Raw genomic sequence first — 24,988 nt, 5'->3', positions numbered from 1 at the left:
CTATGTTCGTAATTTCGAGTTAGCATTCAAATTTTCCCGACTTATGTCACACTCTCTTTTTTTACATCTTCCAAATTTAACATGCTTTCCGTGGTCATTACAATTATAAATGGTGGCACTGGCAATCCCATATTCGCTAGTAAGATCAGTGACCGATGTCCCGCTTTCATATAGCTGGACGATCATCTTCTTGAACTCGACAGAATATCTTATTCTACTGCTCATAAGACACGATCCTCTCTCTAGTAGAAATTCTACTAAATCGTGTCTACACTTTCATCCTAGGTCCACACCATCTGTACAAAACAAGGTAAATGGTTTATAATGACCACGTGGTCATTGGAAGGAACGTTTATATGTACTCGAATCTATTTAACGAAATTGACGATAACAAGAAAAGCAAAATTATCAATGTAAGTATTGTAGAATTTGCACAATTTGGTTTTGCAAATAGTTCTACTAATAGGATTGTTAAAGAAGCTGGAATAAGTAAGGGAAGTTTGTTTCAGTACTTTAAGAACAAAGAAGATTTGTACTTCTTTATCTTAGATTATGCCATTGAAAAATTAGTATCTGATTTGGAAGTACGCTCTAAAAATCTGTCTAGTGATTTGTTTGAAAGAATTGTTGATTACTCTAAATTAGAGTTTGAGTGGTACATTGAAAATCCGAATGCGTACAAAGTAATTGTTAATGCTTTTACAAAAAAGAATACCGATATTTCTAGAAAAGTTGAAGCAAAATACAGCAATACTGGCGAAAGTATTTACCACAAGTTAATTGAAGAAACATATATGAAAGAACTTGCTTTGGATAAGAAAACTATTGACTTAATCAAATGGTTCTTAAAAGGTTTCAATGCGGAGTTTATTTATAAAGTAGAAAGCCAAGATACTATAGACATAGAACAATTGAAGCATAAATATGTAGAAGTTGTTACAAAATACTTGGAAATTTTGAGAGTTGGTATTTCTAATTATACAAGAGGTAACTTATGATTTTTAATATTCAAGAAGAAACAATAAAAGTTGATGCTATGGAAATGGACTATATTGTGTTTGGAAATGGTACGAAACCCTTAGTTGTATTACCAGGTTTAGGAGATGGATTAAAAACCGTAAAAGGACAATCTATTCCTCTTGCTATTTTCTACAAAAAATACTTAAAAAAATTCAGAATATATGCCTTTAGTCGAAGAGTAAAATTACCACAAAACTATACGACAAGAGAAATGGCTAGAGATCAAAAGATTGTTCTTAATAAATTAGGACTTGATAAATTCTACCTTATGGGGATTTCACAAGGTGGAATGATTGCTCAACATCTAGCAATTGAATATCCAGATGGTATAGAGAAACTTATACTCGCTGTCACAACATCAAAGCCGACTAAGGAGGTTCGTAATCGAATACCAAAATGGATACAATTTGCAACGTTAAATGATTATAAATCATTGTTGATTGATGCTTTTGAAAACATGTACACAAATAAGAAACTTAAACTATACAGACCTTTTTATTCTTTAATAAGTAAAGCGAGTAAACCGAAAGATTTTAATCGATTCATTATTCAGGCTAAATCTTGCTTGTCGCATGATACTACAGATGAACTTCAAGAAATCAAAACGCCTACTTTAATTGTTGGCGCGGTTGAAGACAAAATAGTTGGATATGATATATCAATAGAAATGGCGACTAGAATTAAAAATAGTAAGTTTATTTCCTTTGAAAAATATGGACATGCGGTTTATGAGGAATGTAAAGACTTCAATACTAAGATAATTGACTTTTTATTGGAATAATTACTCATACAAGAAATTAGGATTTCATAGTGATAGCGAATATTTCGATTGCACTCGTGGGTAAATAGAGGACCTACTTTTTTTCAATTCTTCTACGGCGACGAGTGTCATTGATAAAAATCCTGGAATCCCTCCATCTCCAAGGTAGCCTGCACTCAAATGTAACATAGGGCTTGTCTTTTTCCCTAAGAAAATTGTGAATTTATATTCTTGCAAAGGAACTTGAATATTTTTATTAGTAAATTCAGTTAATTCAACTTCGATCTGTTGCGCTTGTTGAAGCAGCGTCTCATCATGCATAAAATTAATTTCTGCTGCTTTAGTATTATCTATAATTTTGGTGCTATACTAACTTCATACATTAAAAACGGGGAGAAATAATCATAATGCATCTATTACCCATGACAGAAATTGAATTTCAGCATTATCTATCAACCGCTATTAAAGAATACGCAAAAAACAAAATAGATGCTGGCACATGGACCAATGAAAATGCATTTAAAAATGCCAATGCCAGCTTCAAAGAATTACTCCCAGCAGGGATAAAGACCGCCAATACTTTCTTTTACTCAATTACGTTTCAAGCTGATACTGTTGGATATATTTGGTTTGCCAGCTACCGAGATAACCCTTTAATGGCATTCATCTATGATTTTAAAATTTACGACAATTTTCAAAACAAGGGTTTTGGTTCCAAAGCTCTACAATTAACAACTCAGGAAGCCAAATTAAAAGGTTTTAGTTCAATAGCCTTACATGTATTTGGAAGTAACAAAAGAGCTATCCATGTTTACGAAAAAAATGGCTTTACTACAACTGATATAACTATGCAAAAAAAACTCTAATTCAGAGTTTTTTTATTACAGGGATATCAAATCAATGTTTACGTCAACATCGCTCTTCAAAGTAACGCTGCATCAACTTTTACAGATACTATAAAATAGTCGCCCAGCTGTCATTTATGGTAAAATGTTGCTTTTTAAATTTTTCTGCAAAAGGTGCTAAGACATGTTTTGAAAAATACGAACGGCGTTTAATTTTTGGTAAAGTACTTAAGTCTGCATATCTTTGAGCAGTTAAAATTTTTAAGAGCATCTTTATCATCCCTTTCTCCATTTTGAAGTTTAAACCGTTACGTTGCATGATGGTCAAGGGGCAAAGACTGCAATTGGCAAATTTTGAGTTGATAATCTGCTAAATATGTAGCATCATTGCAAAATGTTTAAGTACGACAGGCAATTAAAGTTGCTTTGGCCTATCTTTGAAGTATCATTGAGTTGTTAATATTACTGTAGTAAGGAGAAAAAAATGCGTACAATAAATGCGATCGAAAGTAGTCAAAAACACTTTGAATATTGCCCATTAGATACGACACTTGGTATTTTATCCGGAAAATGGAAGTCAATTATCATTTGCAGGCTGATGTCTGCTTCATTACACTTTAGTGAGTTACACAAAGAAATTCCGAGGTGTTCTAAGCGAATGCTGGCACTGCAATTGTCTGAACTGCAAGAAGATCAAATCATCAAGCGTCAGGTCACAGCAACTTTTCACACAGAATACTCTTTGACAGCATGGGGTCAGAGTTTAGCGCCACTGGTGACTGCATTGAATTCTTGGGGCCGCCATTATCTCAAAGAAAATGCTGGTAAAATTGCAGGCAACAATAACTTAGATTGCTAATGCTGACTATCGCTTGCGTTTTCATGGTTCAGACAGCCGTGGTGCCAGGCTTTTGAACTACAGCTAAGGCTTTCTGTTCGGTTGTTGGCTCAACTTCAATGTAATTAGAAGTGCCAGTAAGAAACCAAAAGCTGCCAAAATAGTAATTGATTTGAAACCAGTGAATTTTAATAACAAGCCGCCAAGCAGCGAACCTAACGTTAGGCCTAGATATAGAAAAGAACTGTTAATTGACATGACAGTTGCTCGATTTGAAGGCACCACGTTGACAATATAGGCTTGCAGTGCAGTTACTCCAAAGCCTTGAGTCAGAGCTAACAGGATTAAAGCCAGCAGCAAAATTCCTAAGTTATTTCCCCAAAAAGCAATTACTAGCATAACGAGTAAGGAAACCCCACCATTTGTGAGAACACTCCTTTTTTTACCAAGATAATTCATGACTTTTCCCCCCAAAAAACTAGCACAGAAATTGGATAGACCGTAAGCAATAAAGATGTAACCTGTCGTGGCAGTATTAAACTTAAAAGTGTCAACAATAAATGTTCCCAAAAAAGTATAAACACTATAAAAGCCAAACATCCAAAATAGGGTAATTAGCAATGCAGGAACTGCATTCGGCGTACTTAAGACCGTACTGAAACTATTAAAATAACCAATATTTTTGGGATGCTGTATTACAGATAAATTTTTAGGAATAGTAAAAAATAAAACCAGTATGCAAACCAGTGTCAGGAGTGCAGAGCCCCAAAAAGCCATATGCCAATCGCTTAGTTGTGAAAGGGTCGTTCCTAACGGTACCCCGATTGCGATTGACAGGGATAAGGCAGACATGACAATTCCGACAGCCTGATTCAATTGTTTCCCCGAAAAAAAGTCACCGATAAAAGCCCAAACATTTGGTAAAAAAATTGACGCTCCAATCCCTGCGAGTGCACGATACATGTAAAACAACGCCAACTTATTCGCTAACGCACATAAAAGTGTTCCGGTTAAAAAAATCAGAATTCCTGTCATTAAAAGCAAGCGCTTATTTACACGATCGCCTAAAGGACCAAAGAATGGAGCTCCCAGTGCGTAACAAAATGCATAGATGGTAACACTCGCGGAGGTCTCTGCTACGGACGCTTTAAACTCGTGGGTAATCGTTGGTAAAAGTGGTGAAATAATAAAAGAATCAGCCCCGATAACAAAAACTCCAAAAAATAGTCCGATGATTATAAATACCGCAATTTGTGAATTTGCTGCTCTATGTGATCTCAATGTTAGCGCTCCTTGATTAATTAGTTTTTTGTCCAATCTTAAGGGATTTCTCTCTAGCTGGGATCATAGAACTAACTGGAGTGACAAACAAGTGAACAAAAGTATACCTGTTGTCAAATTAAGGCAAACTTACTAAGTGGAAATTGACAGTATTAGGTTACTTATTCAACATTATTTGGCATATCCACCAAAGTAATTAGGGATTATAAAAAAGCTCAACTTTAAAGAGTAAGCTTGCATTCTCTTCAAAGCTGAGCTTTAACTATACTTATCCCTATTCCAATGATTCTTGCCTTTGCTGTAATTCCACTAATAACAGCTACTCTCCGATTGCAACGATTTCTACTTTGATTCTGTCCGGATCTTCAAAGTAAAGCGCATAATGCTTTTTTCCGCCCGCATAGGGATACCGAGCAGCATAAAGTTCATTATAATTAAGTGACCCTAGTTCTTTTTTAATTCGAGTAATTAGTTGCTTGTCTGCAACAGAAAATGCCAAGTGATTTAGTCCAACATGAGTTCTACGGTAACCAGCGCTTAATTTTTGGGCATCAGTTTGTACAAAAACTAAGTAACTGTACGGCTTTTTGATGTAGCTGATCCCCTGCTCCCATACTTGGTAGTGTTGATATCCCAAGTGCTTGAGTAGCAACCAATCCCAAAATTTCCGCGAGGCAGCAAGATTACTAACATTGATTTCGAGATGATTAAGCAAGCCTGTAGTTTCCAAATTAGTCAAACTCCTCTCAATTTACGTATCATTAGCTCATAAATATAATTTACGCTAATTACAAACTTGTTTTATTTTTATTAGTCCATTCAGTCCGCAGAATCCCGTACTTGATAGAATCCCAATATTTGCCTTGCCAATAGCGGACTTGGCGGATTTCTGCTTCTTTCTTTAGGTTTAGACTTTCAGCAAGGGCAATCATCCGGTAATTGCCTGACCACGTTGTCAATCCAAGATGTGGCAGCGTACTTTGCTTAAATAGCTCAGTGATCCACTGGGTTAGAGCTTGCCGCCCGATTCCCTGCTGCCAGTTTGCTTGTTGATAAATACTTATTCCGACTTCCAGCCACTTTTCTAAGGGTTCGTCTGCATAATATGCAAAAACCATCCCCACCATTTGATTATTGTTCCAAATCACTTTGCGCAACGGATTATTCAGATACACGTTCTTCTGGCTGCTATCAATAAAAGTGTCTTTTGAGGGCAGCTTATCATGAAAATACGGACCATTCCATTTGGTCCATTCTGCATGCGGATTACTGAACGCTAATTCCCAAAAGTCAGTCAGTTCGTCTTGCTGAAGTTCTTTTAAAATAATTTGCATTCTTAGTTCCCCTAACAATTCTAAAAGGTCTGAATCTAGAACAATGAAGTCAGCAACCTTTCCTGCTGTTAAAGTGCCATATTCAGCATCAATCTGACATAGTTTAGCAGCATTGACTGTTGAGCATCAGTAGGCTTCAACCGGGGTCATCCCTAATTTAGTCAACAATTCAAATTCACACGCGTTTTATCATAACCATTAAAAGGACTGCCTGCATCTGTTCCACTGGTGAACTTGGCTCCTTGTTGATATGCAACACTGAGGTTCTCAAAGGTATCTGCTAGAGTATCGGCAGCTTTTTTCAATTCTCATTCAGGTAAAACCCCTTTGCCATACTATAGAATCAAAGTCTCTGCTAGTAAAATTGGTGTTAAATAAGTATTGGGTTCCAACATTAATTCGATTTCTTCATCATTAACATAAAAACCATGTTCGATCGAATCTATACCATCGAATAAATTAAAATTGAAAAAGGTTTTAGTTCCCATGTTAAATTTCTCGGATAGCATCATCCTTATGCAGGAAAGTTTAGCATGCTTTTAAACAAATATATAGTTTTAACTGGGATCTTTTGAAAAACATTCGAACAGCACACACTTCAAATTGAAGTCTCATGACCAGGCAAGGCTGGTTGATTTAAAAAAATACGTACGGCATTCAAAGCAAGGTCATATCTTCCAGCTTGGCAGTGTTGTTCTCCGCCGGTTTTTTCTGTAAAAATTTTGGTTGTTAATGATCTGGCGGATCTTAACTCTGCTTGTTCCAATGCTAAATCCTGAAATGGAACATACTGATCTTTACTTCCAGCTAAAAGTAGCACATCTGCAGTCACTTTTTTGCCCAACCCACTAACATTATGCAAGGCAATCTGTTTTAATAAAGAACAGAGAGTTTTTGTACCGGTGTTTTCAAATCCTTTATTAAGCTTAAATTTCAAATCCGCGTTCGTTTGGATAAAGGGCTTGAGGAGTTTTTCCACGCTAGTTTCATTTCCTTGTTCTAAAGCACTTCTTAAGCGTTCTTTTGTTTCGCTAGGTAAACCATTCAAAAAGACATTCAGACCATCATAGAAGAAGTCAAAGCAGATTACCTGTTTAATTCTTTTTTCGTATGCAGCTGCCCTAATAACAAAATAGCCGCCCCAAGACACACCGAGGGCATCCACTTCTTGAAGTTCAAAATAGTCTAAAAGTTGCGTCACAGCTTTTTCCATATACGGTGTAAAGAGAATTCCATTATCAATTAAGGCTCTTCCCTGACCGGGACCATCAAACAAAATCAAATTATAGTCGGTGCCTTTAAAAAAGTCAGTCACTGCTAAAATTTTTTCCATAAAACTATCAAAGCCATTAATAATTAACAGCGTTTTATGTGCACCAGGATTAACGACAACCTTCAGAGCCGGAAGATAGGAATTCTCATATGGAACTTTGTATTCAACATAATTAAGCCCTGGATGACTGCGGTAAAAATTGTTTAAATAACGATGGACAGTCACTTTTTTCCTAGAATCATGCTTATTTAAATAAAATTGTGCCAGCGCGAAGTAAGCACAGGCAAGTGCAAAATCTGCTTGACGCTCTCGTTTTTCACCTACCGTCTGCCATGCTGAAAACCAGCTTTCTTCATCTTGAATTTGTGGAATAACGACCTTTAAATCCTGTTTGACTTTAGGATTATCATGAAGACCATTTAATTGCCTATTAATTTGTAAGTTCATCTGTTGCTGCCCTTTAAGATATTCAAAAAACATTTTTGTTCCTCCATTCTTGTGATATCTGCAGTTTAACTGGCAAATAACACGGCAGCAACAGTCATCATTTTTAAAAGTGTCCATAAAAGGACATTTGGACCTAGATTGACCATTATTGGATATAAAAAGGAGAATTGTTTTGGTAGAAGATCTTAGAAAATTTAAAACAAAACGCAATCTTGAGCAAGCCTTCATTAAATTATTAAAGACAAAGGACTTTGCTAAAATTACAATCGGAGACATTTGCAAAGTGGCATTCACCAGCAGATCAACTTTTTATTTACACTATTTAGATAAGTTTGATTTACTAGAAAAAGTATTCAATAAACAGGTTGAAGACTTCGAACTGATTGTTAAAAAACGGCTTAAGTCTTTGATGACATTGAACTGGAAGATGTCAATTGAACAATTCTATGCTGAATTAATCGCACACAAAGAATCTATTCTTGTTTTATTTCAGATCAACGTACCGCAGTATAATTTGCAAAATGAATTTAAACGAGTTATTGAAAGCTATCTAAGAGCATACTTTACACAGCATGAACTATCCCTAGAGGTCGATGTAGACTTGGCGACCCAAATTGCCGCGGGTGTTATTTTTGAAATTTTAAATTGGACTTTTGAGCATGGAATTGACAACCGCGCGCTAAAATTTGCCGAAAAAATGAGAGTTGTATTGATTGAAGATTGAAAATACTAATTGCTTTTTGCTAAATCCGGTTAAGCACAACCAAAATATCCTTGGGTTCAGTCAATTACTACTGCGGAGGCTTCCTGATCTTCTGCCTGCTAACCTAAGCAGCTTTGGCAAGAGCAGCTCAAGTTATCGCTGTTATTCACAATCAACGCCTTTTCATTGCTAAAATAACATCTAGCAGATCTAATCCTAAAATTTATGTGTGGAGTCTGTCTGATTTCCCATCCAGCCAGGTAAATATTCTTTTGTTGGTCTCTCAACCCCTATTTTTACTGCGCGTACAACGACCGCCTCCCTCATCAATACTTTAATTAAATATTTATTTAATTGCGAGCTATTTTTTTAAAAGTATCCGTTTGTTTATTTAAAAATAATGATATCATTATAATATTACGAATACTGGAAAATTAAGGAGGAAGCTGGCAATGCTATTAAATAATCGCTGGACTTGGGGCAGATAATTATATTGGGGAATTATCTTGTTCCTGCTTTTTTGGTGGCTAAACATGTTCATTTATGATGCCTCTAACACTACTAAAGCGATCGTTAATGTTGTTTTAGCGCTTGTGGCTTTATTAGTTGCATTCAGAGGACTTAAGTCATTTAAGTTGATTAACACAAAGTTGCTTTTTACTAGAAATTTAGGAATTTGGGGCATCCTTGCAGTTGCCATTTTTATTATCATAATGAGTGTGGAGAATGTTCCCTTAAATATTATTACTGTTATTAACTCAAAGAATTTCTTGTTAGACACAATGATAGCCCTGTCTGCGGCAATTTTTGAGGAATCAATTTGTCGTGGTTTAATTCTATCTGCTTTTCTGGGGCTATTTATCTATGAGAGTTCTTCTTATAAGTTTACTAAAGCAGCTGTGTGGTCAGCTGTATTATTTGGCAGCATGCATCTGATCAATTTGTTTGGAGAAAGTCCGCGAGCTACCTTGCAACAGATGCTGTACGCGTTTGCTACCGGCGTTTTTTTGGCAGCATTGCGCATCACAACTAACTGTTTGTTGTGGGTAATTTTATTACATTTTATTTTAGACTGGGGACCCCTGATTGCCGCTTCAAACAATAGCGTTGGTATGAGCTGGAGTTTGTTATTTGTACTTTTTACCCCGCTTCTTGTCACAAGCCTTATTTATCTGATTTATGTGGATCGTCAGTTGTCATTAAAAGAGACATAAAAATGAAAAAAATAAGGGCCCAGGACAAAAGTGAAGTGCACCAAAAGGCAGTTGGCGCGAATTAACCCTATAAGTCAGACAAACCAATTTTGGAATTATCCGCCTCACGCTGTTAATTCGCGCCAACTAAACGCCTTTTGTCCTATTCTCTTAGCTTTATCCTAAAATACGTGAATTACCATGATTAAAGTTTGAGCGCTTTACTGGTTTTGCAAAAATAATTTTCAATCATTTTAACGGGTCGTGTAACCCCCATTAGCGAAAATAGTCTGGCCGTTAATCCACCAACCAGCAGTAGTTAAGAACTTTATGATTGGAACAATGTCTTCAATCTTTGTTAGTTGGTCTCCCATTGCTTGCGCTTTATGGAATGAAGTAGACTCTTTTGTCTCTTGACTATAGAAAAAAGGTGTATCCATTGGTCCTGGCGCAATTGTATTAACGGTTATTTGTCGTGCAAGAAGCTCATTAGAAAAAATCAGATTTTTTGTGAATTCAACGGCTGCAGGATACAAAACGCTAAACCAGCGCATTGAACTACTAAAAAAGCAAGAAAGAAAAATCAGAAAAGACCTGACACAGCAAAAAAACTATCTCGAAAAAATTCAAAATAAGATCCAGACACTCGAAAAACAAAAAAATTGTAAGTAATTAGTTGTTTGTCTTTTTACTAAGTCAGAATTGTAAGTCTGACTACTTTTTCACTCCTATCTCGCGTACTAAACAAACGGCCTTGCATCCCAACCATTAATAATGGCTGAAATTCCCAACAAAAATTGGTGTTCCTCATCAAACTGTTCGCTTTGTAAGGAATCCATGAATTCTTTTAAAATTGGCAGTTTTTGCTTAGAATTCTGCAAATTTGCTGTATCAATGACACCACCATTTTCGGGTTCAATTGCTTCAGCCCAAACAAAGCCTAACGTATAAACGGCCAAACTCTTAACTAGAAAGATAGTAGTCGGTTGAATCTTCATTCCCTTTTCAACTAGAAAAGTCAGAAAACTTCCAACTAATTGGAATTGCCGCGCGGTTACAAGCGGATGCGTTGACATTAGTGGCAAAACATTAGGATGCTGCAACAATGTTCGCCGAAAATGCGACATCAACTCAATCAGTATTTTTTGCCAATTTAAATTGGCAGCGAGCTTCAATTCATTAAGCGCCAGTGATTTGTTCCAAATAAATTCAACAAGGCCATCAAACAAATTCCCCTGATTTGGAAAATAGCGGTATACAGCCATGGGAGAAACGTGCAGTTCACGCCCTAATTTACGCATCGTAAAAGATGTAATTCCGTCACGATCAATTAAAGCTAATGAGATCTGCAAAATGTATTCGCGGCTTAAGGTTTCCTTTAGCGGTTTATCAACCATTAGTGATCGCCTGCTTTCAGTGGTTTTAATTTAAATCCGAGCAACGCTAATAAAACAAAAAGTGAAGTAATGATTATCAAAATAATGAGGTTGGTTTTAATCATTGAAAGGTTACCATGATCAAGACTGATTTTTTTTATCGCTGACAGGGCCCAATAAGCAGGATCGAACCAAGCTAATTTTTGCGCCCAATCCGGAAATGAATTGGTTGGCGATAAGCTACCACCCAACCCGGCCATTAAGACACCTAAAAAGTTTGAAAGCATTAGCGCAAATGATGCTGAATCAGTCCAACTCACTAGCAAAATACCAAAAAATGTTAAGCAAGCGGAAAAAATGATGAGTGTAACGGCTAATGCCAGCCAGCTACCATTAGGACTGAAATTAAAAAGAACACTGCTGAGCAGCACTACAGCTATCAATTGTAACAATTGAATGATATACGCAATAATCGCTTTTCCGGTAATAATTTCTGGCAAAGAAGTTATTGAAACTTGAAGCCGGTCCCAAGTGTTATAGGTCGCTTCATTAAAAAAGTTCTGAATAATCAGTTGGACAGAAAAGAACGAGAATAAAACGGCCAATCCTGGAACAACTTGTTCCGAGCCGTTAGCAGCATGATATCCTTGCACTAACAGTTGGGCCTTAGCAGCTGGAAGCATAAAAGGTGCCATTACAATTGGAATTAAAATCATAATAATTTGGACAGACGGCTCAGCCAACTGTAAATGCATGTTTAAGCGCGTGACCGCCGATATTTGTCTAAGCTTCATGGGAGATGCCTCCTTTTATTAAACCACGATATGCAGATTCCAGATTAGAATGTGAAAGCTTGATTTCCTGCAATTGATAATTTTGAATTTCATTGTCAGTTAAGGCACTTTTTAAAATCATAGCCACTGGGAAGTTGGCTGGAGCGGTCTTGTATTCCAAACAATTCCCCTTTCTTTTCCAGCCTGCAATGGTGGGAAGTTTTCCTTGGAACCAGAGTTCAATTGCCGGATGTGCATACTGTTGGATAATTTTTTCTTTAGATCCGATTGCTTCGATTTTACCATGATTCAAGAAAACAATTTTGGCATTCAAATCCTCAATTTCTTGCAAATAATGGGTTGTATAAATAACGGTAATTCCTTGCTGACTGAGCCTTTTAACTGCATTTAGAATCTTATCACGTGACGTGACATCAGCTCCGACAGTTGGCTCATCTAAAAAAACAATTTTGGCATTATTCATCAGTGCGATAGCCGAATGCAAACGCCTTTTTTGACCACCGCTCAAGTCTGCAGCAAGCTGTTTCTTAATTGAAGTTAATGCAAAAGTAGCTAATAAGTCAGAAGTCTTTTGGTTTACTTCAGTTTGATTTAAACCATTTATGAAACCAAAATTCTTTAAATTTTGAACCACGGTTAGTTGTGGGTAAAGAGCTAATTGTTGTGGTGCCAATCCTAAAAGCGCATTAGTATTCCGTCTCTGTTGTCCAAGCTGTCGTCCTAACAAATACACCTCTCCATAGTCTTGTTTAATTAAACCCGTCATAATTTTAATTAAAGTTGACTTTCCAGCCCCATTAGGACCTAATAATCCAATAATTTCTCCACTGTTAATAACCAAATTAATATCTTTCAGAATGGTTCTATTTTTAAATTTTTTTCCGACATGTACTAATTCAATTGCTTTTGGCATTTTGAACTCTCCTTTTTGTTTACAACGTAAACTACATTTACATTGTAAACAAATGACTGCTAAAGTCAAGTTAAAATAACGCATTTAACAGTAAATCAAGTGTATGTAAAACTGCTAACATTGCAAAGAAGCTACTATCGAAGAACGCAAAACAAACTAAGAGAGACAAAATCAAAAATTAACTTTCGACTTAGTCTCTCTTAGTTTTATATTTTTGCTGATATCTATTCTGGAGCTAACAGCTGTCACGTCAAATTATTACAGGCCTAATCATTCTTTAAAGTTGTCCGCCCAGCTAAGACGCGTTGTTTAAGACGTGTACATTCCGCTAAATCAAGATATCTTAGTTTGATTCGTCGACGTATTCGTCCTGCTTTAACAAAGTGTTCAAAATGACCCCATTGGTGCCGCTCTAAGTAATAAGTGGTTTTTAATTTCACAGATTGAATTTTATTAAACGGACAGAGTGTTTCTATCCGGGAAATACCAGCTACAGTCACAGTGTGCAAGCTGTTCTTATCAAGCGCCGCGGTTTGAATATCAGCGGTCCAAAAAGAGATTGCCACAAAAAGAGCCAGCAGACCGATTACTATTATTCCCCACACAAGGTTGAAAAAGTAAATTGCAGCAGCACCCAAAATTAATAATGCGAGTAGACGGAAACGGGCAAATAAAAACCAGTGGGACTTTTTAGAATTCGGTACAAGCGCTGTCGGTTGCCACTCCGGCAGCAGTTTTTGTAACATTTGCCAAACTTCTTTGTCCCGAATAATTGGAAGTAGATAAAAGGTATTGTCGTTAACATCCTCTTTTTTATTATCACCTTGCCCAGCTGCTAAAATAACTTCCACAGTTTGTAATCCTAAGAGGCGCCGTAACAGTGATTGCCGCAACTGGAGCGCTTGGATCCGTTGAATTGGGATGCTAACCCGCCGCCGCGTAAAAAGTCCTCTTTCAATAATTAAATGATCATCTGTCCGCCAAACAAAGAAGCGAAAATAACGCAAGAAGTTACGGGTTAAGACTACAATAAACAAAATAAACAAGATTAACAGGATCAAAAGAGCAATCATTAATATCCCACCGGCAACAATTTCATTGAGGCGCGTCTCCACCCATTTTTGAAAAGCCAAACTTCCTGCTTCACTGTAGATGCCCAACATTGCCAGCAAAACTGAAACCAAATTAAGATCTGTAAAAGTAAAGACAAATAAATCATTTACAGAGACTTGGTAAAGCGTGGTTTGCACGGAAGCCTTCGCAGCCGGTAATTCCGCACCGTGGTTACGCTTTTTTTCAAGTTCACGATAGATGAATTCAGGAACAGCTTCCAGCACAACGTCATCTTTGCCACCCCGGCTTCCTGCAGTTTCAATCGTTAACTTTGCAACTTTAAAAGGTTTAAATAGAAACCAAACTTCACGGTGAACTGCTTGAATTCGCTCATAAGGAATATCTATCTGATGTTTAAAAATAAAGCCATAATGCATCAGTAAATGTTTTTCATTGAGCACAAAACGATAAGATAGCCAGTGATAGTAGGCTTGCGCAACTGCTAATAAAAGAAAAATAAGAAGTCCTAAGACAAGCAGTTTAGGATTTGAAATGTTTTTGAAAACAACTAATACTAGTAAAACAATCCAAGCACGAAGATTGTGGACCGTGCGCTGCAACAGCATTAAAGCGCTGAAATGTCGCATGTTAGACATCTTCGCGCACCGCCTTGACCAAATGCAAAATTTGATTGCGCAACTTGAAAGCCTCATCGCTGCTCAGACCTGCAATCTGATGCTCGGTAGCAGCAGTATACACAACTAGTGACATCAATTTCTGTTGACGCAGTAAAGGTCCTTGTCGCGTTTCAACATGTTGAATGCGGACGAGCGGCACAAAAACTGTCTGACGGAAAAAGAAACCCTTCTGAAAAGCCAATTCTTCACTATTTATTTCATAGCGATGAAAGGCATAGCGATATGGAATTAGCAGCAAAGCCCCCACTAAATTCACGACGATCAAAGCTAGAACAGCAAATCCAGCAGTATATAACCAACTGGGGTTCCAAAATTTAAAGGCTAAGCACCAAACCAAGGCTGTAAGCACTAGCGAAATGCAAAAATCAAGCAGTGCACGCAAAAACCAAACCACTTTGATTTGGAGTGGTAGGAGGTTGCGCAGTAACGGATATGTATTCATAAATTATTAGTCCAACTTTCTATAAACTCTTTTTAGGATAACAAATCAACCTATTCTTGACAAGGGGACGCTGTCTTTTGAAAAGCGATGCTAATAATAAAGGGGGCTGTGACAAAAGTTAAATTTTGTCACAGCCCCTCTTTTATTCCGGATAAACGTGTTCCATAAGTCAAAATTCTCCGATTTAACTCCGTGATTTTACGTTAATGCTCAAATTTTAACAACTTATGCCATCTCCGCATAATTTTCTTTTCTTAAACATAATAATAGCAAAAAGAAAACTACTAAGCAGCAGCCTAGAATGACATAGGTCCACTGCTGCCAGATATTGATGAAGAAACCAAAAATGAAGGAACCAATTGGCTGCACCCCATCAAAGAATAGGAATGTCACCCCAAAGATTCTGCCTAAAAAGGCCACATCAGTTTCATTTTGGATAAAAGTCGTAATACTTCCGAAAAAACGTGCTTGAAAAAAGCCATAGACCAAGGCAATTGTCATCCAAGTATAGACAGAAAGAAAGGTTCCACAAATCACCAGTACAATTCCATAAAAAAGCTGTTCCCTATAAATAATCTGCGGAGTTACCGTTCTTTTTTGCAAAGCTAATGCTAGACCGCCTAGTAACCCTCCACTCGCTGAGACGGTGAGAAATAAACTGTAATTTGTCGCATGACCTCCAAAAAAGTGCTGTCCAATATAAGGTGCTGTTAGTAAAAAGCCGGCCAGACAAAAGTTGAAAATCCCCATTGCGAGCATATATAACAGCAGATTAGGATGGTGTTTAATATACTTGAAGCCAACCCACGTACTTTTAAGAATCGATTCTTGACCTGCTTTATTTAGCGCGGGGCTAAAAGAGTATGGAATTAACAGATTTAATAAGAGCGCAAAAAAATAGGACAATGCATTAATTAGCAAAAAGCCGCTAAAATCAATTCCTTTAATTGCTAATAAGAGTCCTCCCACTAGCGGGGCAAGGATATTTGCAAAATTAAAAACAGTGTTTGCGAGTGCATTAAATGTCTGTAACCTTGTCTTAGCAATCACTTCAGGAGTGATCGCTTTGGCTGCCGGATAATTCAATGCAAGCATTAAATTCAAGACAAACGTAATGATAATTAGCAACCAGGTTTGCGGGGTGGTGTTATCTACAAAAAAACTGCCCAGCAAACAAATTGCAGCTGAGATAAGATCTGTCCAAATTAATACACCTTTGCGATTATGTTGATCGACTAATAGCCCTACTAAAAAATCTCCTAAAAGAAAAGCAAATCCGCCTAAGCCTTCGATCAGCCCTAACAACTTCGTACTTCCAGTTACTTGCACAATTAACCAATTAAGCCCTAAAACATAAATCGCTGACCCTAGCTGCGAAGCAAACGGGCTCAGCATCAATGGGAAATATGGATTTTTAAGTTTATTTATCATAACTATTAATTATACATTATTCTTGCAAAAGATTCAACATCAGTGAATTTTCGGCCCTAGACAAACTCGTAAAGGCGTAACTTTTTTAACGCTAATACTTGAAAAAGTGAGCGGCATAAAATAAAAATTGGTGCTTCTTACATAACAACAGTTTGTGTCCCGCATCATTTAGAATAGCAAGTGCTATATTGCTAAAACTATTCGATAACCTAACTTGATCTTCGTACCCGACAATGTTGTCTCTTTTACCAAGCAAAAAGAGTGTGGGAACTGCAATTTGGATTTTTTTTAAAGCGGGTTCTACGGATAGACGATAGTATTTATAATTTTGACACTGTAAACTTTGCCAAAAATGTAAATCAACCTCTTTAGTTGCATAATCTAAGCTGCGTAGATGTTGATACCATACATCTGCAGCTCTCTTTTTTGAGGTAAAGTGATTTTGCTGAATTCCTGCCAATTTTCGTTGATTTACAGCAGCGATTACTACAGGACACACTAAAAAAAGACCCTTTATGTTATTTTCAAAATAGGTGGTAATTCCTAATGCTAAATAACCTGCATATGAATAGCCACACAGATAAAAAGGTTCACTAACCAGTCTTTTAAGTGCAAGAAGCAGTAAGTGTAGCAGATAATCGCTACTTGGATGCGGTTGATAAAATGCTGAACTTGCACCTGTCCCTGGAATGTCGAGATAAATCCGTTGAAATTTCTGTAGACAAGGGATGCGTTCAAAACAAGTTTTCATTAACGTGTGATTCAAGCACAGCACCACCACAGGACGCCCGCTGCCAATTACTTCATAGTTAATAAGCTTGTCACAGATTCTTAACTTCATCCGACACTAAAGCCTCCGCCTACTTTTTAATTTATTATTGAGCTGTTTAAGTTTTTCATTCATATCTTTAGTCACGAGGAAAAACTTGCCGATTGTTACTACGTATGAAATCAGATAAATAATAGTGGTACTACTGATAATTTGTACAAACTCCACTTGCGTCCCGAAAACAAAATCCAGCAAAATGATGAATACAACTACTCCTAAATAATACAGAATTAAAGAACTCAGGAAGTTCAAAGACGATATTTTAAAAATAAAGGTGCTAATCCCGATAAAACAGGACACAATAAAGACAAAGAGCACGTCTTTGCGTGAAACAGACGCGCCGCCGTTTACAAAAACCAAGCTTAAATAGACGACCGCCCCGATACCAAGGCCGTTAAAAATATGTCTAAACCAGTGCATAATCTTTGAAATTTGAACCAATTTAATTAAAGATTGCCAAGTTGCGCAACATCGCATGCAGATTCATGGCATCCCATGGCATGTGTTCTGCGATTGTTAAGCCCACCAGCTCACTAGCTTGCGTAAGTTCTTCAAAGAACTGACCAACTTCTGATAAAGTCATGCTGCCGACCGCTGCGCCAAATTGAGAAATATCTGCATGTGGGTTAGCGGGCAAAATAGATCGATAGTCTGCGGGTGTCAAAACATCCAGATCAAAATGCACAGCAACTTTACTGAAATGATGCTGCTTGAGCCACTTAGTCACTGCCGCATTGTCTTGACGTAATTTTTCTGGAGTTAAAAATGCAATCTGCAATCGTTTAACTGCTTGATCCATCGGGCGCAAATCTTGAGCTTTTAAGCCTGCATAGAGTACCTGCTGCGGCTGCAATGGGTGTGCAGTTTGTTTCGCCAATTTTGTATTATCCAGACCTAGAAGATTCGTCACTACCATTTCATGAGCATGTTTAGATTCCTTGGAACTGGAAATATCAGGGTGTGCATCTAACCAGATTACACCGAGATCATCTTGGTAACGTTCGCTTAAATAATCAAAGGGTGCATGTGAAGTTGCACAATCACCACCTAAGGTGATAACTCTCTTGGGTTGCTTTAATGCGAGAATTTGTTTTGTCTCAACGAATTGTGCCACCAAAGCGTCTTCTTGGAAAACAGCGCCACGATCATTGCCAGTCACAGTAAAATTTTCCTTTACTCCAATTTTGAAGGTTTCACCTTTAATATCAGGAACGATTGCTGCTAATATTTTTGATCCCCAAAAATAATTAGGGTTCTCGCCGCCTTGCCACTGCGGCATTTCTAATTTAATGGTGTTAGTCATAAAAACACTCCTTTTCGTTGTGCTTAAATTTAAATTATAACAATCCTGCACTTAACTCATTGATCAGTGTACTAACTGGTTTTTCTTCAACGATGCTCCCAACACCAGTATTAACTGGAATAATCCCTTGTTCCACTTTTCCCAGCAGCATTGCAGGTCGAACTCCGCCTAAGCGCTTAACTTCTTGACTGAGATCTACTTTATTAGTGGGATCATTGAAAAGCTTATTCAAACGATCTGCAGCTAAAGTTTTAAGTGAACGTTCCCGCTCAAAAACAAATTCAAGGTCATCAGAATCTGCAGCAACAATTAAATCCTTGACTGCTTGACTAGCTGGGGATTCTGGCGTAACGATAAATCTAGTACCGACATAAATTCCATCAGCTCCTAAATCAGTTGCAGCTTTAGCCTCTTTAGCTGTATTTATACCGCCTGCGATCAATAACGGAACATGGAGGCAACGTTTGAATTCAGCCAAGGTAGCAAAGGTCCCAAAAGCGCGCCTAGGAAAAATACCGCCCGCATCAATTCCTGTCGCTACCAAAATGTCCGCGCCAGCTTCTTCAGCTGCACGCAAATTTGCAAGCGAAATCATCTCTGAACGATGAATGATGATCCCATTATGTTGTTTAATCTGTTCAAACACTTTTCGATTATAAGAGCCAACTGTCACAAAGTATTTGACTCGTTCTGCAAATGCCATTTTTAATAATGCAGCACTATAGGGATTGAGGTCTTGTTCAGGAGTGCTAGGCATTAAGAGATTTAAGCCAAAAGAATGTGTTGTGATTTGGCGCAATTTTTGAATTTCCGCCTGCATTAAACTCGCGGTTTGGCCTGGGTCTGATGTGATTGTAGTTTGGCCTGCATTTGGGCCTAAAACACCTAAACCTCCGGCATTTGCAACTGCACCCACAAATTGTGCATTGGTGATCCAAGACATCGGTGCTTGAATAAGCGGATATTTAGTCTTGAGAATTTGTAGCACTTGTTGTTTCATGTAGTAACATCTCCTCTTAATTGCTAATAATTTTGGGTTAACGACATTCCATCAATATTTTTCCATTACTACTTCCACTTTCAAGGAATGCATATGCTTTTTGGCCCTCTGATAACGGAAAACATTGGGGTTCATTGATTACAATTTTTTGACTAATAAAATAGGATGCTAGTCGCTCAAATCTTGACTGCCTTTCGCTTCGACTAGACAGGTAATCCCACAGATCACCTGTCAAAATACTTTTGGAATGCTCAAGTAGCGCTAAAGGGTCAACTTTAGTTGGATTCCCTCCTGCCATCCCAAAGAAGACCACCTGCCCTTTGTGTTTGGCAAGTGCAAGGCTTTGCTTTAATGTGCTACCCACACCATCAAAAACTGTTGCAAATGTATCGCAGAGTTGTTCAGCCCACTGATCCGTCCGCAGATAGACGTGGCTTGCCCCTTGTTTGAAAGCCAATTCCTGTTTTTTCCTTGTAGAGGTTACTCCTGAGACTTGAATTCCATCTGCGGTAAGCATTTGTAAAAGAATTTGTCCCACTCCGCCGCTAATTCCTTGAATAAAGGCACGTTCACCTGGCTGGCTTTGCGCCAAATCATGTGCTAAAAAATCTGCTGTTAAGCCTTGTAAACCGATTGCTGCCGCGAGTTTATCATCAATTTCTGGCGGAACCTTGATGACATGGGTAAGTGGCACGGCAACTAGTTCAGCATTAGCTAATGGAACATCTACAAAAAGAATCCGTTCACCACATTTAAGTTCAGTCACATTTTCCCCCAGCTTGACAATTGTCCCTAGTCCTTCATAACCATTAATATAAGGTAGATGCGGTTCGAGATGATAATTGCCTTTGCGTCGATAAATATCCGCGAAGTTCAAACCGATATACTTCATCTTCACTAAAACCTCATCAGCCGTGATCTGAGGAACAGGCAAGTCCCCATACTGTAAAACTGAATTATCTCCAAAATGATCGAAATACAAGGCTTTCATCTCGTATTACTCCCTTAAAAAGTATTTTACCTTAACGCATTCAAAGTCATTTGACATTCCATAGAAAGCGTCCAATTGCTTGATCAACCTGTTTATTTTCATGCAACTGACTGTGCTGTCCCTTTTTTCCCTTAATTTCAATCTCTGTATAGCGCTTATACCGACCTTGCAGCAGATATTTCAACGAACGTGCAGAAACTTCTGAGACATCTCCGTCAGAATTAGTCCCATCTTCTAAATTCCCAAAAATATTCAAGATTTGCACTTGATTAGCTGGAAAATTATTGCGCTGTTTTAAAAGATAGCGGTAATTTCGGTTTTGAATTTTAGGGCTGCCGTCAGCTAAAAAGTAGTTTTTGTTTGGCTGATCATCCATTCCAATAATACCATCAAAATGTCCTGCAAGATTGACTTGTTTATGTAAGCGCGGTAATTTTTGAACGCTCCCATATTTTAGCTGATAATAGATTGTCGTCAGATTTCCCATTGAATGTGACACAGTATTATACTGGCGAATATGATAGGCTTTTTGCAGGGCTAAAATTACGTGATAGAACCATTCACGTGTGACCTGATAATTGCCATTTCGATTGTCCTTCATCACAATTTGAACCAGCGGGCGCCGTGTATTCGCAGGCCAATCACCTGAAAGCTCAACATGTCCATTTGCTAACACAGTCGCAGTTAACACTTTTTTAGCCCCTTGATTCCTTTGTGCATAGTTAATCATACTGTTAGTTGACTTCGCACTTGCACCCCATCCATGTAGATACAGCGTTGGGATGCTATTTGAACGGTTTCCAGTCCGAAGATGTGTTTGCGACTTGATTATTAAAAAAAGCATGCTGATAATCGCTGCGGCTACTAAGCAAGTCAGAAAAATTAACCATTTATGCCTCTGCATCATTTTCATTTATTTCTCCCCCATTATTTCAGACCCCAATAGCTGAGCATGTATCCACATACTCCAAGGATAAAAAGACTGGTTACATTTACTATTAGAAATAATTTTAAATAGTTTTTATCTTCTTGAAGTTTGTTTAAACGATATTGTTTATAGGCTAACAGATTAGCTAGTGATGCAACTAAAGTACCCAAACCACCGATATTAACCCCTAAGAATAAGGAATAGACGTGCCTTGTATAAGGTGCTAGCAAAATTGCGGCCGGAACATTGCTGATAATCTGACTAAGTCCCAGGCCAGTAAAATAAACGCCTTCTTTGTGCTGACCAATTTGCTGCAGCCAGTCTCTAACAGCAGAATTGCGCCCGATGTCTCCCGCAGTTATAAAAAAACAAATAAATGTCAATAATAATGCATAATCAAGCTTACTAAATAAGTGTTTGTCAATCACAAGTGTCAAAAACAAAGTTGCACCAAGCATTATCCACAAAGGAATAACAGCAAAAATTCCTAAAATAACCAGGATGCTGACTAAAACAGTAAGGCTTGCCTTGCCCAACTGAATTTTCGGAGAAGTAAATTCAGCTGGCTTTAGTGGAATAGGATTAAAAGATAGTGACCAGAACCATAAAACAAGTATGCTAGCCAGAGTAATTGGACCTGCCATTTTAAAAAAAGTTAGTGCATCAATTCGATAATACGCAAGCAAATACAGATTTTGTGGATTCCCGATCGGAGTAACTAGGCTCCCCAAATTAGCTGCTGCATTAATTAGTACTATAGGCAGTGCAAGTGGGATTTTCACTTTTCTTGCAATTAGCGCTAATAAAGGAACAATTGTAATAATACCTACATCGTTTGTCAAAAACATCGAACCTACAAAAGTAATGCTAATTAATAACTGGATGAGCTGTCGTTGATTTCTTACTTTTCGAACTAAAATAAGTGCACCATAGTCAAGCAGCTTTAACCGTTGATAAACTTGCACAAGCAGCATTAATGCGGTTAACGAAATAATTGTCTGCCAACTAATATCGCTACTTTGTGGTTTGCTAATTAGCAAGCTTAATAGCATCGCCCCAAAAGACAGCCACAAAAGCCGATCTTTGATGATTTTATTTAAAACTTCCACAAAAAGTCTCCTAAAATAAGTTATTTTAGCTGCTGGCTATCCTAGCTAACACTCAAGCAGCTTTAAGTTAAGACACACCATTATTTTAGTTACTTGCGTGTGTCTGACCTATGTAAAAAAACTTCAGCAAAGATCTTTGGAAAAGCGCTTCAAGAGTGCAGAAAATGGCGTTAAAACCAACATGTTAACGAATGATAAACATGCAATTTTCAACAAGCTTGAACACTTTTCATTAACTTAAAGTTTAATACGAGAAGTAGTATAGCATACTGCAGTAATTGGCTGTTACTCTTTAGAAACGAGACTTGTTTATAAAATAAAAAGCAACCTCTTCTTGCTTTAGGTTGCATTCTACTCCACACTATCTTGTAGATTTTTATCAAAACGTTTTTTTAAAGAAAATCATTTTTCGAATGTTAAGTTCCATGATTAAAATCGAAAGAACAATTAAAGTCCCACCCAACAACAAATTATCAGTGAATGGTTCAAATTCTACAAGACTGGTATATTTTAAACCGCCTGCCTGCAGTTGATATCCCAGAAATTTAATAATTCCTGCGCTACATTCAATGCGAAAATCAGCGCAGGTCATTTTCCGGATTGCCTTTGAAAAAAGAGATAGATTAAAGCATTGAAAATGGCCCCCGCAGTGTATTTAAGTCAGTTGGTAGATTTGTGCGTAATACCTGCTTAATAAAAATATAATTAGTTCGCCAGATAATTGCCGTTAACAATAAAATAAAATTTCCCTTTCCTCTAGTTAGCTTCAGCACAAATATCAACATTCCTTCGTGAAAGTTAGCTCTTTTCCAGTTTTCTATATTTTTTTGGTTACTGTCAGTCGTAAAGTTCGCTAAAAGGATCATCATTTGCAGTTTTGTTGCGGTGATATTCAATCTGGGTAGCGATTTTATCAGCCTGTGCGGTGCTGCAAATGTCTGCAACAAAAGCAAGTACCATATCAATGCCAGCGGAAACACCTGAGGATGAATAAAGATTGCCATCTTTAACCCAACGTGCCTTTTTGATCCAAAGAACCTGCTTATTTTGAGCTGTTGCCCATTTGAAAGCACGTTTATTTGAAGTGGCCTGTTTGTGATCTAAAAGTCCTGTTTTAGCAAGTAAAGCAGATCCAGTGCAGACCGTTAAAACTGAAGTTGCCTGTTCAGCAATTTCCTTGATCTTATCTAAAAATAGCGGCTCGTTAACCAATTTTCGCGTTCCCGGTCCTCCAGGGAGCAAAAAAACACCAGCCGCATGAATTTCTTCAAGTGGAAGTGTCTCAATAAAGAGTGTTTTATAGGTGCCCACTTTACCTCCATTTAAAGAAAAATAACGCAAATTAACGCCTTTAAGATGTAACAAAACCTCGACTGGGCCGAAAACATCAAGCGGTTCAAACCCTGGGAATAACAAGACATTAACATCCATTTTCATGTTCCTCCTTAATTAACGTTCATCATTGATATGCAACTCTTTTAAAATCCGGAGTGAGCGTCCCATCTTCTTTGATGGTTAACAATAAGAATTCAGCTCTATTTTCCAATCTATGACAAGCAGGTCGATCAAAAGGCATTCCGACAGAGCCGATATTTAAGACCAGTCGTTCATCTGCTTGGTTGTAATTGTAGTCTTTCTCCAACTTTTTAGCATTACTGCAAGCATGCAGATCAACGTAACGCATGGTTGGATGGTGAATATGGGCATAAATAGCCACATCACAAGGTTGCCGGTTATCTGCAAAAAGTGCAGCAAGTGCTTGGTTATCTGCTCTGACAGAAAGAGAATCTCCATAATTATGCGTGGGCAGATTGTGTGAAAGTCCAAAATAAACTCCGTTGACTCTTTTTTCCAGGTGTAGTGGCCAGGCTGCAATTGCTTGGCGTGTCTTAGTATAACTCGTTAATCTGTGTGCTATTTTTTGTTCACATTTAGCAATTTGATCATGATTAGCTTGACAGTTCAAAAAGAAATCGTCCCAATTTCCTCTTATTTTCACTGTTGGATTAATCACTTGCATCTTATCCCAGAGTGCCTGTGCCCCATCTCCCGGACCAAATAAATCTCCCAAAAACCAATACTCTGTGGCACCAAGCTGTTTTGAGGAAGCATAAAATGCATTGAGCGCTGCTAAATTGCCATGAACGTCTGAGAAAAGTGCAATTTTTGTTGCCATGATATCTACCTGATTTCATACTAGTTTTTTAAAATTATGAACTTCAGAAAAATTTGCTTCGATTTAGGCGGTTACTTAGGTAATTATAAAATAATTGTGTGTTAAGCAGCAAGTGTGCACAGCAAGCAAGGGCTCGTACGTTCTCCAACACAACATCTCAAAAAATAAGAATTTTAAAGGGGTGCCATAGGACGATCAATTTGAGCTTAGACGAAAAGATCTAATGATGACCCGTGTTTCTTGCGCACAAA

General features: G+C 37.7%; 30 protein-coding genes. 6 read left to right on the top strand and 24 right to left on the bottom strand.

The genetic code is table 11. From position 1 onward, the window contains the following. Positions 1–356: 356 nt before the first annotated feature. The gene (locus FD50_RS06165; RefSeq protein WP_054756092.1) at positions 357–998 is read left to right on the top strand and encodes a TetR/AcrR family transcriptional regulator; all 642 of its coding nucleotides are present in this window, start codon (positions 357–359) and stop codon (positions 996–998) included. Then, complete coding sequence (locus FD50_RS06160) at positions 995–1,801, top strand: alpha/beta fold hydrolase (RefSeq protein ID WP_235803447.1); 807 nt, start codon at positions 995–997, stop codon at positions 1,799–1,801. The genes FD50_RS06165 and FD50_RS06160 overlap by 4 nt, the downstream gene beginning before the upstream one ends. A 24-nt stretch (positions 1,802–1,825) precedes the next feature. Here FD50_RS06160 and FD50_RS06155 read toward each other — a convergent pair whose 3' ends face one another. After that, positions 1,826–2,101, bottom strand: a complete 276-nt coding sequence (locus FD50_RS06155) for a DUF2268 domain-containing putative Zn-dependent protease (protein WP_056960816.1) — start codon at positions 2,099–2,101, stop codon at positions 1,826–1,828. A gap of 83 nt (positions 2,102–2,184) precedes the next feature. Here FD50_RS06155 and FD50_RS06150 point away from each other — a divergent pair, with 83 nt between their 5' ends. Beyond that, positions 2,185–2,646, top strand: coding sequence for a GNAT family N-acetyltransferase (locus tag FD50_RS06150; RefSeq protein WP_056960815.1), 462 nt, complete (start codon positions 2,185–2,187; stop codon positions 2,644–2,646). A gap of 88 nt (positions 2,647–2,734) precedes the next feature. On the opposite strand, the gene FD50_RS12685 is transcribed toward FD50_RS06150, so the two are convergent. Next, positions 2,735–2,896, bottom strand: a complete 162-nt coding sequence (locus tag FD50_RS12685; protein WP_156653500.1) for a hypothetical protein — start codon at positions 2,894–2,896, stop codon at positions 2,735–2,737. Positions 2,897–3,109: 213 nt separating this feature from the next. Here FD50_RS12685 and FD50_RS06145 point away from each other — a divergent pair, with 213 nt between their 5' ends. Beyond that, entirely contained in the window at positions 3,110–3,484 is a 375-nt protein-coding gene (locus FD50_RS06145; RefSeq protein ID WP_056960814.1) for a winged helix-turn-helix transcriptional regulator, read from the top strand. Positions 3,485–3,547: 63 nt separating this feature from the next. On the opposite strand, the gene FD50_RS06140 is transcribed toward FD50_RS06145, so the two are convergent. From FD50_RS06140 to FD50_RS06125, 5 genes are all read right to left on the bottom strand, one after another. Next, positions 3,548–4,744, bottom strand: a complete 1,197-nt coding sequence (locus FD50_RS06140; RefSeq protein WP_235803446.1) for an MFS transporter — start codon at positions 4,742–4,744, stop codon at positions 3,548–3,550. Between the two features lie 319 nt (positions 4,745–5,063). Continuing rightward, positions 5,064–5,474: a VOC family protein gene (locus tag FD50_RS06135; RefSeq protein ID WP_235803445.1), complete on the bottom strand. Its 411-nt coding sequence runs from the start codon at positions 5,472–5,474 to the stop codon at positions 5,064–5,066. A gap of 58 nt (positions 5,475–5,532) precedes the next feature. Continuing rightward, positions 5,533–6,078 carry a GNAT family N-acetyltransferase gene (locus tag FD50_RS12805; protein WP_056960813.1) on the bottom strand — a complete coding sequence of 182 codons (546 nt, stop codon included), beginning with the start codon at positions 6,076–6,078 and terminating at the stop codon, positions 5,533–5,535. A 335-nt stretch (positions 6,079–6,413) separates the two neighbouring features. After that, complete coding sequence (locus FD50_RS12935; RefSeq protein WP_162256074.1) at positions 6,414–6,566, bottom strand: hypothetical protein; 153 nt, start codon at positions 6,564–6,566, stop codon at positions 6,414–6,416. 110 nt (positions 6,567–6,676) lie between these two features. After that, entirely contained in the window at positions 6,677–7,831 is a 1,155-nt protein-coding gene (locus FD50_RS06125) for an alpha/beta hydrolase family protein (RefSeq protein WP_056960812.1), read from the bottom strand. Positions 7,832–7,970: 139 nt separating this feature from the next. Here FD50_RS06125 and FD50_RS06120 point away from each other — a divergent pair, with 139 nt between their 5' ends. Continuing rightward, positions 7,971–8,522, top strand: coding sequence for a TetR/AcrR family transcriptional regulator (locus FD50_RS06120; protein ID WP_054756100.1), 552 nt, complete (start codon positions 7,971–7,973; stop codon positions 8,520–8,522). A 512-nt stretch (positions 8,523–9,034) separates the two neighbouring features. Further along, on the top strand, positions 9,035–9,715 hold the full coding sequence (locus FD50_RS06115) for a CPBP family intramembrane glutamic endopeptidase (RefSeq protein WP_056960811.1): 681 nt from the start codon (positions 9,035–9,037) through the stop codon (positions 9,713–9,715). Between the two features lie 233 nt (positions 9,716–9,948). On the opposite strand, the gene FD50_RS06110 is transcribed toward FD50_RS06115, so the two are convergent. The 17 genes from FD50_RS06110 to FD50_RS06030 all read right to left on the bottom strand — a co-directional run bounded on the left by FD50_RS06110 (position 9,949) and on the right by FD50_RS06030 (position 24,737). Next, complete coding sequence (locus FD50_RS06110; protein ID WP_056960810.1) at positions 9,949–10,248, bottom strand: SDR family oxidoreductase; 300 nt, start codon at positions 10,246–10,248, stop codon at positions 9,949–9,951. A gap of 186 nt (positions 10,249–10,434) precedes the next feature. After that, positions 10,435–11,091 (bottom strand): TetR/AcrR family transcriptional regulator, encoded by a 657-nt coding sequence (locus FD50_RS06105; RefSeq protein WP_056960809.1) that lies wholly within the window; start codon positions 11,089–11,091, stop codon positions 10,435–10,437. Beyond that, complete coding sequence (locus tag FD50_RS06100) at positions 11,091–11,864, bottom strand: ABC transporter permease (RefSeq protein ID WP_054756106.1); 774 nt, start codon at positions 11,862–11,864, stop codon at positions 11,091–11,093. The genes FD50_RS06105 and FD50_RS06100 overlap by 1 nt, the downstream gene beginning before the upstream one ends. Next, entirely contained in the window at positions 11,854–12,777 is a 924-nt protein-coding gene (locus FD50_RS06095) for an ABC transporter ATP-binding protein (protein WP_056960808.1), read from the bottom strand. Before FD50_RS06095 ends, FD50_RS06100 begins: the two co-directional genes overlap by 11 nt. 266 nt (positions 12,778–13,043) lie before the next feature. Further along, entirely contained in the window at positions 13,044–14,486 is a 1,443-nt protein-coding gene (locus FD50_RS06090; RefSeq protein WP_056960807.1) for a PH domain-containing protein, read from the bottom strand. Next, positions 14,479–14,970, bottom strand: a complete 492-nt coding sequence (locus FD50_RS06085) for a PH domain-containing protein (protein WP_056960806.1) — start codon at positions 14,968–14,970, stop codon at positions 14,479–14,481. The genes FD50_RS06090 and FD50_RS06085 overlap by 8 nt, the downstream gene beginning before the upstream one ends. A gap of 225 nt (positions 14,971–15,195) precedes the next feature. Next, complete coding sequence (locus FD50_RS06080; RefSeq protein WP_056960805.1) at positions 15,196–16,401, bottom strand: MFS transporter; 1,206 nt, start codon at positions 16,399–16,401, stop codon at positions 15,196–15,198. 91 nt (positions 16,402–16,492) lie between these two features. After that, positions 16,493–17,242, bottom strand: a complete 750-nt coding sequence (locus tag FD50_RS06075; RefSeq protein ID WP_054756115.1) for an alpha/beta fold hydrolase — start codon at positions 17,240–17,242, stop codon at positions 16,493–16,495. A gap of 6 nt (positions 17,243–17,248) precedes the next feature. After that, complete coding sequence (locus FD50_RS13070; protein WP_162256073.1) at positions 17,249–17,650, bottom strand: DUF3021 family protein; 402 nt, start codon at positions 17,648–17,650, stop codon at positions 17,249–17,251. 22 nt (positions 17,651–17,672) lie between these two features. Next, positions 17,673–18,533 carry an arginase family protein gene (locus FD50_RS06065; RefSeq protein ID WP_056960803.1) on the bottom strand — a complete coding sequence of 287 codons (861 nt, stop codon included), beginning with the start codon at positions 18,531–18,533 and terminating at the stop codon, positions 17,673–17,675. A 34-nt stretch (positions 18,534–18,567) separates the two neighbouring features. After that, complete coding sequence (locus FD50_RS06060) at positions 18,568–19,554, bottom strand: NAD(P)H-dependent flavin oxidoreductase (RefSeq protein ID WP_338037807.1); 987 nt, start codon at positions 19,552–19,554, stop codon at positions 18,568–18,570. A 16-nt stretch (positions 19,555–19,570) separates the two neighbouring features. Further along, positions 19,571–20,524: a zinc-binding dehydrogenase gene (locus FD50_RS06055; protein ID WP_056960802.1), complete on the bottom strand. Its 954-nt coding sequence runs from the start codon at positions 20,522–20,524 to the stop codon at positions 19,571–19,573. Between the two features lie 46 nt (positions 20,525–20,570). Next, positions 20,571–21,437 (bottom strand): alpha/beta hydrolase, encoded by an 867-nt coding sequence (locus FD50_RS06050; RefSeq protein ID WP_054756125.1) that lies wholly within the window; start codon positions 21,435–21,437, stop codon positions 20,571–20,573. Positions 21,438–21,451: 14 nt separating this feature from the next. Then, positions 21,452–22,561 carry an SLC13 family permease gene (locus FD50_RS06045; protein WP_056960801.1) on the bottom strand — a complete coding sequence of 370 codons (1,110 nt, stop codon included), beginning with the start codon at positions 22,559–22,561 and terminating at the stop codon, positions 21,452–21,454. 379 nt (positions 22,562–22,940) lie between these two features. Beyond that, entirely contained in the window at positions 22,941–23,153 is a 213-nt protein-coding gene (locus FD50_RS06040; RefSeq protein WP_054756129.1) for a hypothetical protein, read from the bottom strand. A gap of 245 nt (positions 23,154–23,398) precedes the next feature. Further along, entirely contained in the window at positions 23,399–23,992 is a 594-nt protein-coding gene (locus FD50_RS06035; RefSeq protein WP_054756131.1) for a DJ-1/PfpI family protein, read from the bottom strand. Positions 23,993–24,020: 28 nt separating this feature from the next. After that, complete coding sequence (locus tag FD50_RS06030) at positions 24,021–24,737, bottom strand: metallophosphoesterase family protein (RefSeq protein WP_056960800.1); 717 nt, start codon at positions 24,735–24,737, stop codon at positions 24,021–24,023. Between the last annotated feature and the right edge of the window lie 251 nt (positions 24,738–24,988).

The organism is Liquorilactobacillus satsumensis DSM 16230 = JCM 12392 (genome assembly GCF_001435195.1).
GTDB lineage: Bacteria > Bacillota > Bacilli > Lactobacillales > Lactobacillaceae > Liquorilactobacillus > Liquorilactobacillus satsumensis.
The sequence above is the reverse complement of the archived record's forward strand: the minus strand, read 5'-3'. Positions and strand labels throughout refer to the sequence as shown.